Consider the following 11,891-nt stretch of genomic DNA (forward strand, 5'->3'; position numbering starts at 1 on the left):
TGCAGCCCGTGACGCTCCGCGTCACTGGACGCGGAGCGTCCCTAAAGGCATTCCCACGCAGAGCGTGGGAACGATCAACGTAGAGGGTGGGAGCAATCGATTACAGGCGCTGTACGGTGACAGACCCCGCCGCACCCGCAGGCCCCGGCTGCCCGTCAGCCCCCGGCTTGCCGCTCTTGCCGCCGTCGGCGCGATACACCAGGCAGCCCTTGGACTTGCCACCCGCCCCCGGTTTGCCGCCAGGACCGGCCGGGCCACCGGCACCGCCGGCGACTTCGACCTTGATCAGCTCAGCCGGAAACTCGCGCGGTACTTCAAGTCGCACCAGCGCGCCCGGTGCACCCGGCTGACCATCGCTGCCGTTGCTGCCATCAAAACCGTGTCCCGCCTGACCCCAGGTGCAACCCGGCTCCTGACCGTTGGCGCCATCAAGCCCGACAAATCCCGGCGCACCGGTGCCGCCACGGGCATCGACCACCAGTTTCGGCGCGTTCAACGCCTTGAACTGCAGATTCAGATTGCGCCCGGCGCGGGCGGCTTTTTCGTACGTCCCCGGTGCGCCACGGGCGGTGATCTGGCTGCCTTCGGCGAGTTCGGCGCGGCTGACTTTCATCTCCAGCGCCTGTTCGCTCGGCACGATGGCGATACGCGCTTCGTGGCCCAGTTGCAGTTCGCCGACACTCAGCTCGGTCACGTTCGATGGAATCAGCAAGGTGCCGTAATCGGCGACCACCAGTTTCTCCAGTTGCAGAGTGCTGGCGGTGTTCGGCAGACGCATCAGCGAGTTGGTTTCGACGCTGACCACCTGGGCGCAGGCCAATGGACTGATGAATGCAGCGAGCAGGCAGAGTTTACGCATGGGAAGCCTCCGGAGCGGCCGGGGCCGGGATGGTTTGCAGGTGGAATACGCCGAACAGCAGGATGCGGCCACGATCACGCCAGGGGTGCGGACGACCCTTGAGGCTGCGGTTGCACAGCAGCACTTCGAGCACGTGGATCGCCAGCAGCAGACCGCCGGCCAGATTGACCAGCAGGTGCAGCGGATGAACAAACGGCACCAGCTGATTGGCCAGCACCACGCAGCAGAACAGCAGGGTCAACAATCGCCCCAGCCCACAAAACACCTTCATACGCTCCCCCGTGTTGCGAATTATTCTTTGGGCGCACAGTAACGGCTTCTGCAGGGGATAAGCCAGAGGGAAAAATGAAAAAAACCGATCCACCGCCGGATGGCTGCCGGTTCGACGACGTTCATCGACCGACAGCTCTAGCCCGCGGACTACAGACCCATCCTAACGATTGATGTGCAGTTCCACCCGACGGTTCTGCGCACGCCCTTCGTCCGTATTGTTATCGGCGACCGGTTCACTCTCGCCGCGCCCTTCACTGGTGAGTTTGTTCGGCGCCAGGCCCTGACTCAGCAAATATTCCGCCACGCTGCTGGCGCGACGTTCCGAAAGCGCCTGGTTGTAGGCATCCGAACCCTTGCTGTCGGTGTGGCCGATGACCTTGATGCTCACCACATCGGCATTGCGCAGTTTGTCCATCAACGTGTCGAGCTGGCTTTTTGCGGCCGGTTTCAAATCCGACTTGTCGAAGTCGAAGAGCACGTTGCCGGCATCGTTGAGGGTGATGACTTCGGTTTGCGGGGCCGGTTCGGCGGGTTTCTCGGTGACCGGATATTGCGGCAGCGGACAGCCACGGTGGTCAACCGGTGTGTTGGCCGGGGTATCGGGGCAACGGTCGCGGCGATCGAACACGCCGTCGTCGTCTTCATCGCCATCCTGGGCATAGCAGATCAATCCGCCGGTGAGGATCCCCAGCGCAGCGCCACCGCCGGCCCAACCGCTGCTTTCGAGCGCGCCGAGACCGCCGCCGACCAGTCCGCCAATAAGGCTGCAGATCGGCCAGGTACGTTGATTGAGGGGAGCGGTGCCATCGCTGTGGGTGGCGCAACCGGTCAACAGGCTGCCCAGCAGCAGAACCGGCAAGACGGACCTTGTAAGAACACTCATCGTTAAAGCTCCTGTGTCACCGGCCCATACCGGTTACACAGGAGTAAAGACCCGCATCCGCGACTGCACAAGCCGCGGATGCGAGGGGGCTAGCGGTTGATTTTGATTTCGGTACGACGGTTCAGCGCGCGACCGTCAGCAGTTTTGTTGTCTGCCACCGGCTGGCTTTCACCGGCACCGGTCACCGACACGAAGCTGCTTTGCGGTACGCCGCTTTCAACCAGGTACTTGACCACCGAGTGCGCGCGGCGATCCGACAGTTTCTGGTTGTAGGCATCGCTGCCGACGCTGTCGGTGTGGCCGGTCACGGTCAGTTGCGCGGTGCTGGATTCCTGTTTCAGGCGCGAAGCGACCTTATCCAGGACCAGTTTGTCGGCCGGGGTCAGCGTGGCCTTGTCGAACTGGAAGTGAACATCGCGGATGACAATGGTTTCTTCCTTGACCACTACAGCTTCTTCGACCACTGGTGCAGGGGCTGGTGGAGGGCAGCCGTCGGCATCGACCTGTACGCCTTTAGGCGTGCCCGGGCACTTGTCGCGACTGTCCGGCACACCATCGCCGTCTTCATCGCCGTCACCGTGAACCCAGCAATAGGCCGCTGCCGTACCGCCGACGAGTAACGCGCCATACCCCGCCCATGCGGAGCTTTCGGTCGCACCGAGCCCCGCACCGACAACACCACCGACTGCCGCACAGGTCGGCCAGTCGGTTTTCTGCAAACCTGCGCAACCAGTCAACACACTGGTTAGCAGAACCAAGGGTAATGCTGTCCGAACTATGCTCATCTAGTTTTCTCCTGAGGGATCGGCTTAGAACCGATTCAGGGAGTAAAGACCGGAGTTTTAATCTCCGCCAGCAATAGGCCATTGCTGTTTGTGCGCCTGTTCACGGGACTTCGACGAATTTGCCGCAAACCCGCAGGACAGAGATCTAGGCCTTGGCGCCCGGGCAGGCTAGTCTTGGCGCTCTGATTGAGGAGCTTCGATGAACGTCGCCATTTCTTCCCGCACGCCGCAGCAGGCATTGGCCGCCCTGCTCGACCGCTACGCCCCTGCACGTCTGCTGCTGATCGGCGCCAGCGAGTTCCCGGCGCTGGCTGCCTTCAAGGAAGCGCACCCGGACACCTGCGTCGCGCACGCCGCGCCCGGTGCGCTGCCGGCGGAATTGGCGGCCCGCCGTTTCGACCTGGCGCTGGTGGTCGATTGCCTGGAACATTTGCCCAAGCGCGACGGCCTGAATCTGTTGGGCGGGATCCGCAACCTCAACGCCAGCCGCATCGCCGTGCTGGCGGATCTGCCGGCCAGCGGCTGGCAGGAAACCGATTTTTACTCTCTGGCCCTGCAAGCCAGCGAACGCTTCGCCCGTGACGAGCAGGTACTGACACTCTTCACCTACGATCTGCTTGACTACAAACAAGTCCCCGACTGGCTCAACTCGCGGTTCTGGGCCAATCCGGAAAACTTCGGGAAATACTGGTGGTAATGCAATGAGTACAGCCATTTGCCCTTGCGGCAGCGGCAACCTGCTGGATGCCTGCTGCGGTCACTATCACGCCGGCCACCCGGCCCCGTGCGCCGAAGCCCTGATGCGCTCGCGCTACAGCGCCTACGTGCTGGGCCTGATCGATTATCTGGTGGCGACCACCCTGCCCGCCCAGCAAGCGGGGCTGGATCGCCAGTCGATCAGCAACTGGAGCGCCCAGAGCACCTGGCTCGGTCTGGACGTGGAAAGCTCGGAAGTGCTCGGCGGCCAGCCGGAGCACGCGTTCGTCACCTTCACCGCGCGCTGGCATGACGGTCAGGGCGAACACAGCCACCGCGAGCGCTCGTCATTCGTGCAGAACAGCGGGCGCTGGTACTTCATCGACCCGACCGTGCAACTGAAGCTGGGCCGCAACGACGCCTGCCCGTGCGCCAGCGGCCAGAAGTTCAAGAAATGCTGTGCGGGGTATTTCAGCAGCTGAGGCTAGACTGGGCAGCAAAGGGAGTTAAACCATGCTCGGTCATTGGCGCACAATCCAGGTCTTCTCACTGCTCATGTTTCTGGGGCTCGGCGGCTGCGCGTCCTGGTTTACCGACGACGCCCGCGACCCCGCCGTGCACCTGGTGAAAGTCGAAGTGGTGCGCGCCAAGTTGCTGGAACAGAAATTCATCCTGCACTTTCGCATCGACAACCCCAATGACAGCGACCTGACCGTGCGCGGCCTGGAATACCGCATACACCTGGCCGACATGCTGCTGGCCGAAGGCGAGCACGAACACTGGATCACGGTGAACCCCAAAAGCAGCGCGTTTTACAAGGTGCCGATCCGTACCAACCTGTGGCCAAAGGTGAAAGAGGTGGTGAAAATGCTGAAAAACCCGAACCAGCAGATTCCCTATCGACTGGAGGGCGAGATGGAAACCGGTTTATTCATCGCTCACTACGTGCACCTGGCGCGCAATGGCGTGATAATCCCCGCCGATTTGATTACGGAGTGACCCCGATGACCCAGCAACCTCATGTCCATGGCCCAGACTGCAACCACGATCATGACCATCACCACCATGATCACGACCATGGCCATGTCCACGGCCCGAACTGCGGCCACGCCCACCAGGAACCGGTGCGCAACGCCCTGAAAGACGTTGGCCGCAATGACCCTTGCCCCTGCGGCAATGGCAAGAAATTCAAGAAGTGCCACGGCGCTTGATGTTTCAGGCAATTATCCTCTTCGCCTGACACACCGCCATCGCGAGCAAGCTCGCTCCCACGGGGATCGCGCTCCATCAGGAGCAACTCGGTCGAATGTGGGAGCTGGCTTGCCAGCGATGAGGCCCGCGCACTCCCCGATCAGTATCAGGCTGCCCCGAGAATCTCGGCACTGCCGACCACCGTCGCATACTCCCCGTGCAGATTCCCCAGCGACATCGCATGTACCTCTTGCGCCGAACGCAAAGTGCCGAAATAGTCGGCCTTGTCGAAGGTAAAGCACGCATCCTCCGCCACCCACGCGTCAAACCCCAGATTGCCTGCCGTGCGTGCCGTGGATTCCACCGAGTTGTTCGTCGCCACGCCGACAATGATCAACTGCCCGATCCCCGCCTCACGCAACTTCGCCTCAAGCCCCGTCGCACAAAACGCATCCGGCACCTGTTTCTGGATCAGCCACTCGCCTTCCTGCGGTAAAAACCTTTCCTGAAAATCCACGCCTGATTGCTCGGGCCAGAACACCGAATTCGGCGAGCGCGACAGGTGCTGCACGTGGATCACCGGCCGACCGCTGCGCCGCCAAAAACTCAACAGCTCAAGAATCCGCTCCTCGGCCGACGGGTTATTCCGCCGCCCCAGACGCGGTTCCAGAATGCCTTTTTGCTGGTCGATGATGATCAGTGCAGCGTTGGCCTTGAGCTCCATGGCGATTTTTCTCACGCGGGGTCATTGAATTTCCCGTACTTGAGCATCACCTCCTGGGATTAAGCAAGCTATCGAACGCACACAGGACAACCTGAAGCCGGCGTTTGCTGTCCGCACGTAAGCCATTTTCCTGATTTGGAGCTTTCCATGATCGACCTGTATTACTGGACCACGCCCAACGGCCACAAGATTTCCCTGTTCCTCGAAGAAGCGGGCCTGCGCTACGACGTGCACCCGATCAACATCAGCCAGGGCGAGCAGTTCCAGCCGCACTTTCTGAAAATCGCCCCGAACAACCGCATCCCGGCAATCGTCGATCATGAACCGGCTGACGGCGGCGAACCGTTGTCGCTGTTCGAGTCCGGGGCGATCCTGCTGTACCTCGCGGAAAAGACCGGCAAGTTCCTGCCCAAGGATCTGCGTGGCCGCCAGGTGGCGTTGCAATGGCTGTTCTGGCAAATGGGCGGGCTGGGGCCGATGGCCGGGCAGAACCATCATTTCAGCCAGTTCGCCCCGGAAAAAATCCCCTACGCGATAAAGCGCTACATCGATGAAACCGCCCGCCTGTACGGAGTGCTGGACAAGCAACTGGCCAACAACGAGTTCGTCGCCGGCAGTGAATACAGCATTGCCGACATGGCGATCTACCCGTGGATCGTCTCCCACAAATGGCAGAGCCAGAACCTGGAAGACTTCCCGAACGTGCAGCGCTGGTTCAACCACATCAAGGATCGCCCGGCGACCGTGAAGGCCTACGCGCTGGTGCAGAAGATCAATCCGCCGAAGTCCTGACCTGCCTTGATCGTTCCCATGTAGAGGCGTCGAACCGCCCGCGTAGAAATGGGCCGCGGAGCGACCCGGGCTGCATTCCCACGCAGAGCGTGGGAACGATCTGCGTGAGCGGGAAGAAATAACCGCTCGCCCCGCTTGCGCGGCCCCCTCCTGCTCACTAACGTAGCGGCTTTATTGCGCCCCCAGCCTCTACACCCCCGCAGGAGCTTTGCCATGGCCTCGCCAGCCCTTTCACATTTTCTTCCCCGGTTCGGCGTTGCCGCAGCAGTGGCCGGTGTTCTGAGCCTGACCGGTTGTCAGACCTGGAACGCCCAGGACACCCTCCCGCCGACCTCCGGTGTGCAGCCGCTCAAGGGCCTGGCGCAGAACGTTTCGGTCCGCCGCAATGCCATGGGCATGCCGCTGATCGAAAGCAACAGCTTCCACGACGCACTGTTCGCCCTCGGTTACGTGCATGCCAGCGACCGGATCAATCAGATGGTCACCCTGCGCCTGCTGGCCCAGGGCCGTCTGGCGGAAATGTCCGGTTCGTCGATGCTCGACGCCGACCGCTATATGCGCGCCGTTAACCTGAAGAAAAGCGCCGGCGAGCTGTACAAGGCTTCGTCGCCACGGCTCAAGCGCTTCTTCGAGGTCTATGCCCGGGGCGTCAACGCCTACCTGTTCCGCTACGCCGACAAGTTGCCGGGGGATCTGGCTTCCAGCGGCTACAAGCCTGAATACTGGAAACCGGAAGATTCGGCGCTGATCTTCTGCCTGCTGAACTTCAGCCAGTCGGCCAACCTGCCGGAAGAAATCGCTTCGCTGGTGCTGGCGCAGACCGTGACCAATGACAAACTGGCGTGGCTGACCCCGTCCGCTCCCGATGAAAACCTGCCGCTGGCCGAGGCCGACAAGCTGCAAGGCATCAAGCTCAACGGGCAGATTCCGGGGCTGACGGAGCTGAGCAACGCCAGCGAACAACTGGCCGCCATCAACCTGCTGGGCACTCAGTCGTCGAACAACTGGGCCATCGCCCCACAACGCAGCCGCAGCGGCAAGAGCCTGTTGGCCAGCGACAGCCATGGCCCGCTGGCCGCGCCGTCGCTGTGGAGTTTCGTGCAGATCCGCGCGCCGAAATACCAGGCCGCCGGCGTGACCGTGGCCGGTCTGCCGATGGTGCTCGGCGGTTTCAACGGCAAAGTGGCGTGGAGCCTGACCAGCGTGCTCGGCGATAACCAGGATCTGTTCCTGGAAAAAATCCGTCGTCAGGGCAGCACGTTGTCCTACGAGGTCAACGGCAAGTGGCAACCGGTTGCGGTGCGCAACGAAACCTACTTCGTCAAAGGCCAGCGGCCGATTCGCGAAGCGGTGTACGAAACCCGCCATGGCGCGCTGCTGAACAGCACCCAGGCCGCCGCTCAGGGCGCAGGCTTCGGCCTGGCCTTGCAGACGCCGAGCTTCACCGACGACAAATCCCTCGATGCGTTTTTCGATCTGAGCCGCGCCCAGAACGTGGAACGCGCCTCGGACGCCAGCCGGGAAATCCGCGCCATCGCGCTGAACCTGGTGTTTGCTGACGCCAGCAACATCGGCTGGCAAGTTACCGGGCGCTTCCCCAACCGCCGCGAAGGCGAGGGCCTGCTGCCGTCGCCGGGCTGGGAAGGTCGCTACGACTGGGACGGTTACGCCGACCCGATGCTGCACCCGTACGATCAGGATCCGGCCCAGGGCTGGCTCGGCACCGCCAACCAGCGGGTCATTCCCCACGGCTACGGCATGCAACTGTCCAATTCCTGGGCCGCGCCGGAGCGTGGCGAGCGCCTGGCCGAACTGGCCGGCAGCGGCAAGCATGACAGTCGCAGCGTGATTGCCATGCAGTACGACCAGACCACCACCTTCGCCGCCAAACTGAAGAAAATGTTTGAAGCACCGGGCATGGCGCAGCCGCTGAAACAGGCGATCGACGCACTGCCGGAAGCCGAGCGCAGTAAGGCGCGCGAAGCCTATACCCGCTTGATGGCCTTCGACGGCAAGCTCAGCCCGACTTCCGCCGATGCGGCGATCTACGAGTTGTTCCTGCAGGAAAGCATGAAACAGATCTTCCTTGACGAGCTCGGCCCGCAGAGCAGCCCGGCGTGGAAAGCCTTTGTCGCCAATGGCGATCTGTCCTACGCCGCCCAGGCCGATCATTTGCTGGGCCGCGAAGACAGTCCGTTCTGGGACGACGCCCGCACCCCGCAAAAAGAAGACAAACCGGCGATCCTCGCCCGCAGCCTGGCGGCAGCGATCAGCGCCGGCGACAGTCAGTTGGGCGGCGACCGCCGGGCCTGGCAGTGGGGCAAACTGCACCGCTACGAGTGGAAGAATGCCAACGGCCAGACCGTCCGCGGCCCGCTCGCGGCAGGCGGCGACCACACCACCCTCAACACCGCGGCGTTTGCCTGGGGCCAGGATTTCAACACCACGCGTGCGCCGTCGATGCGTTTCATTGTCGATTTCGGTCAGAGCGAGCCACTGATGGGCCAGAACGGGACGGGGCAATCCGGAAATCCAGTGAGCCCGAACTACCTGAACGGCATCGATGCTTGGCTCAAGGGCCAGTACATCGGCTTGCCGATGCAGCCGCAGAACTTTGACCGGGTGTATGGCAAGACGCGGTTGACCCTGACTCCCGGCAAGTAACCCCCCATGATCGTTCCCACGTCGAGGCGTCGAACCGTCCGCGTGGGAATGCAGCCCGTGACGCTCCGCGTCACTGGACGCAGAGCGTCCCCTGAGGCATTCCCACGCAGAGCGTGGGAACGATCATGCGACAGTTCAGAAAATCAATAGAACTTCTGACTTCGCGCCAACCTCATAGCTAACAAGTCCCTCCATTCCGGTAACGCCATGGACCTTGTTATCGCCCGCCCCGAAGGCCTCTACTGCCCCGCCGGGGACTTCTACATTGACCCGTGGCGGCCCGTCGAGCGTTCGGTGATCACCCATGCCCACGGCGACCACGCCCGTGGCGGCAATCAGCATTACCTGGCCGCCAGCGCCGGCGAAGGAATTCTGCGTGCGCGCCTGGGCCAGGACATCAACCTGCAAACCCTCGACTACGGCCAGCGCCTGACCCACCACGGCGTCACCCTGAGCTTTCATCCCGCCGGTCATGTGCTCGGCTCGGCCCAGGTGCGGCTGGAATACGGCGGCGAAGTCTGGGTCGCATCAGGCGATTACAAGATCGAACCCGACGGCACCTGCGCCCCTTTCGAACCGGTGCGTTGCCACACCTTCATCACCGAATCGACCTTCGGTCTGCCGATCTACCGCTGGCAGCCGCAGGCGCAGGTGTTCGCCGAAATCAATCAGTGGTGGCAGGCCAACATCGAGGCCGGCAAGGCCAGCGTGCTGTTCTGCTATTCGTTCGGCAAAGCCCAGCGGATTCTCCACGGCATCGACGAAACCCTCGGGCCGATCCTCAGCCACGGTGCGGTCGAGCCGCTGAACCGCGTGTACCGCGAGGCCGGCGTCTACCTGCCGCCGACGATCTACGCCGGCGAGGTGAAAAAGAACGACCCGATGATGCGCCAGGCGCTGGTCATCGCCCCGCCCTCGGCCGGCGGCAGCAGCTGGATGCGCCGGTTCGGCGATTACAGCGACAGCTTCGCCAGCGGCTGGATGCGCCTGCGCGGCACCCGTCGGCGGCGCGGGGTCGATCGCGGTTTCGTGCTCTCGGATCACGCCGACTGGCCCGGCCTGTTGTGGGCCATCGAACAGACCGGCGCCGAGCGGGTGATGGTCACCCACGGCTCGATTGGCGTGCTGGTGCGCCATCTGCGCGAAAAAGGGCTCGACGCACAAGGTTTCAACACCGAATACGGTGACGATGAAGAAGAGCTTTCCACCGCCACGCCTGCGGTTGCCGAGGTGCAACCATGAAAGACTTCGCCGGGTTATACGCCGAACTCGACGCCACCACCTCCAGCAACGCCAAACTGGCGGCGATGCAAACCTACTTCGCCCAGGCGCAACCACAAGATGCCGCCTGGGCCGTGTACTTTTTGTCCGGCGGGCGGCCACGGCAACTGGTTCCGGTGAGAGTTCTGCGCGAACTCGCTGTTGAAACGTCCGGGCTTGAGCCATGGCTGTTCGAGGAGAGCTATCAAGCGGTCGGCGATCTGGCGGAAACCATTTCGCTGGTGCTGCCGGAACACCCGCACACGTCGCAGGCCGGTCTCGCCGAATGGATCGAAGACAAACTGCTGCCCCTGCGCGGTGAAACCCCGGAATACCTCGCCCATCAGTTGCCCGCACTGTGGGCGCAACTGGATCGGCCGAGCCTGATGTTGTGCATCAAGTTGATCACCGGCAGCTTCCGGGTCGGCGTGTCCAAATTGCTGGTGACCCGCGCTCTGGCTTCCATGGCCGGGCTCGACAGCAAACGCGTGGCGCAACGGCTGGTGGGTTACACCGACCTGTCCAACCGGCCGAACGCCGCCGCTTACCTGAAACTGATCGCCCCCGAATCCAGCGACGAGCACGCCCAGCGCGGCGGCCAGCCCTACCCGTTCTTCCTCGCCCATGCGCTGGCGCAACCGGTAGAAACCTTCGAGGCCCTGCTCGGGCCGCCGAGCAACTGGCAGGTGGAATGGAAGTGGGACGGCATTCGCGCACAGGTGGTCAAGCGTGACGGGAAACTGTGGGTCTGGTCACGCGGCGAGGAATTGGTCACCGAGCGTTTTCCCGAATTCGACACGCTGCTGCACGGTTTACCCGACGGCACGGTGATCGACGGCGAGATCGTGGTCTGGAAGAACAACCGCCCGGTCACCGAAGACGCGTTCGACCCGCAGTCGACAGAAGCCCCGGCGGTGCAACCCTTCGCACTGTTGCAACAACGGATCGGCCGCAAGTCGCTGGACCGCAAAATCCTCGAAGACGCGCCGGTGGTGATACTCGCCTACGACCTGCTCGAATGGCAGGGCGAAGACTGGCGCAACCAGCCCCAGGCCAGGCGTCGTGAACAACTGGAACAAGTTATCGCCCACTGCAACAACCCGGTACTGCTGCCTTCGCCGACCCTGACCGGTGACGACTGGTTCGATCTCGCCCGCCAACGTGAAGCCTCCCGGCGCCTGGGGGTCGAAGGCATGATGCTCAAGGCCCGGGACGCGATGTACGGCGTCGGCCGCACCAAGGACATGGGCGTGTGGTGGAAATGGAAGGTCGACCCGTTCAGCGTCGACGCGGTGTTGATTTACGCCCAGCGCGGTCACGGTCGCCGCGCCAGCCTTTACAGCGATTACACCTTTGCGGTGTGGGACGGCCCGCCCGGTTCCAGTGCCCGGGCGCTGGTGCCCTTCGCCAAGGCCTATTCCGGGCTGACCGACGCGGAAATGCGCGAAGTCGACAGCATCGTGCGCAAGACCACCGTGGAAAAATTCGGCCCGGTCAGCAGCGTCAAGCCGAGTCTGGTGTTCGAACTGGGCTTCGAAGGCATTGCCCTCTCCCGCCGACACAAGAGCGGCATCGCCGTGCGCTTCCCGCGCATGTTGCGCTGGCGCCAGGACAAGACCGTGGACGAAGCCGACAGCCTGGCGACCTTGCAAAACCTGTTGGTCTGATCCTTTCCTTACGCCTCCCCGATCGTTCCCACGCTCTGCGTGGGAATGCAGCCCGGGACGCTCCGCGTCCCAAAGCGGACGCAGAGCGTCCATTGAG

At 62.9% G+C, this 11,891-nt stretch carries 13 protein-coding genes; 8 read left to right on the top strand and 5 right to left on the bottom strand.

From position 1 onward, the window contains the following. Positions 1-100: 100 nt before the first annotated feature. The 4 genes from AC07Y2_RS28375 to AC07Y2_RS28390 form a co-directional block, all read right to left on the bottom strand. A complete protein-coding gene (locus tag AC07Y2_RS28375) occupies positions 101-859 on the bottom strand; it encodes a collagen-like triple helix repeat-containing protein (protein ID WP_039771355.1) in 759 nt (252 codons plus the stop codon). Next, positions 852-1,130, bottom strand: a complete 279-nt coding sequence (locus AC07Y2_RS28380; RefSeq protein ID WP_039771353.1) for a DUF1145 domain-containing protein — start codon at positions 1,128-1,130, stop codon at positions 852-854. Before AC07Y2_RS28380 ends, AC07Y2_RS28375 begins: the two co-directional genes overlap by 8 nt. A gap of 162 nt (positions 1,131-1,292) precedes the next feature. Next, the gene (locus AC07Y2_RS28385) at positions 1,293-2,015 is read right to left on the bottom strand and encodes a PA1041 family peptidoglycan-binding anchor lipoprotein (protein ID WP_039771352.1); all 723 of its coding nucleotides are present in this window, start codon (positions 2,013-2,015) and stop codon (positions 1,293-1,295) included. Positions 2,016-2,104: 89 nt separating this feature from the next. Next, entirely contained in the window at positions 2,105-2,800 is a 696-nt protein-coding gene (locus AC07Y2_RS28390; RefSeq protein WP_011332779.1) for a PA1041 family peptidoglycan-binding anchor lipoprotein, read from the bottom strand. A gap of 199 nt (positions 2,801-2,999) precedes the next feature. Between AC07Y2_RS28390 and AC07Y2_RS28395 the strand changes: the two genes are divergently transcribed. From AC07Y2_RS28395 to AC07Y2_RS28410, 4 genes are read left to right on the top strand one after another with little or no spacing between them, the layout of a single operon-like run. After that, positions 3,000-3,497, top strand: coding sequence for a DUF6231 family protein (locus AC07Y2_RS28395; RefSeq protein ID WP_011332778.1), 498 nt, complete (start codon positions 3,000-3,002; stop codon positions 3,495-3,497). A gap of 4 nt (positions 3,498-3,501) precedes the next feature. Continuing rightward, positions 3,502-3,978 carry a YchJ family protein gene (locus AC07Y2_RS28400; protein WP_039771349.1) on the top strand — a complete coding sequence of 159 codons (477 nt, stop codon included), beginning with the start codon at positions 3,502-3,504 and terminating at the stop codon, positions 3,976-3,978. A 31-nt stretch (positions 3,979-4,009) separates the two neighbouring features. Next, entirely contained in the window at positions 4,010-4,495 is a 486-nt protein-coding gene (locus AC07Y2_RS28405; protein WP_011332776.1) for an LEA/WHy family protein, read from the top strand. A gap of 5 nt (positions 4,496-4,500) precedes the next feature. Next, positions 4,501-4,707, top strand: coding sequence for an SEC-C metal-binding domain-containing protein (locus tag AC07Y2_RS28410; protein ID WP_007955014.1), 207 nt, complete (start codon positions 4,501-4,503; stop codon positions 4,705-4,707). A gap of 146 nt (positions 4,708-4,853) precedes the next feature. On the opposite strand, the gene AC07Y2_RS28415 is transcribed toward AC07Y2_RS28410, so the two are convergent. Further along, positions 4,854-5,411, bottom strand: a complete 558-nt coding sequence (locus AC07Y2_RS28415; protein ID WP_103387424.1) for a cysteine hydrolase family protein — start codon at positions 5,409-5,411, stop codon at positions 4,854-4,856. Between the two features lie 147 nt (positions 5,412-5,558). Here AC07Y2_RS28415 and AC07Y2_RS28420 point away from each other — a divergent pair, with 147 nt between their 5' ends. From AC07Y2_RS28420 to AC07Y2_RS28435, 4 genes are all read left to right on the top strand, one after another. Next, a complete protein-coding gene (locus tag AC07Y2_RS28420; protein WP_039771345.1) occupies positions 5,559-6,203 on the top strand; it encodes a glutathione binding-like protein in 645 nt (214 codons plus the stop codon). Positions 6,204-6,416: 213 nt separating this feature from the next. Beyond that, positions 6,417-8,867 carry a penicillin acylase family protein gene (locus AC07Y2_RS28425; RefSeq protein ID WP_103387425.1) on the top strand — a complete coding sequence of 817 codons (2,451 nt, stop codon included), beginning with the start codon at positions 6,417-6,419 and terminating at the stop codon, positions 8,865-8,867. A gap of 207 nt (positions 8,868-9,074) precedes the next feature. Then, a complete protein-coding gene (locus AC07Y2_RS28430) occupies positions 9,075-10,109 on the top strand; it encodes a ligase-associated DNA damage response exonuclease (protein ID WP_103387426.1) in 1,035 nt (344 codons plus the stop codon). Further along, positions 10,106-11,794 (top strand): ATP-dependent DNA ligase, encoded by a 1,689-nt coding sequence (locus AC07Y2_RS28435; protein ID WP_103387427.1) that lies wholly within the window; start codon positions 10,106-10,108, stop codon positions 11,792-11,794. Before AC07Y2_RS28430 ends, AC07Y2_RS28435 begins: the two co-directional genes overlap by 4 nt. Positions 11,795-11,891 lie beyond the last annotated feature (97 nt).

Source organism: Pseudomonas sp. GW456-12-1-14-TSB6, from assembly GCF_059424205.1.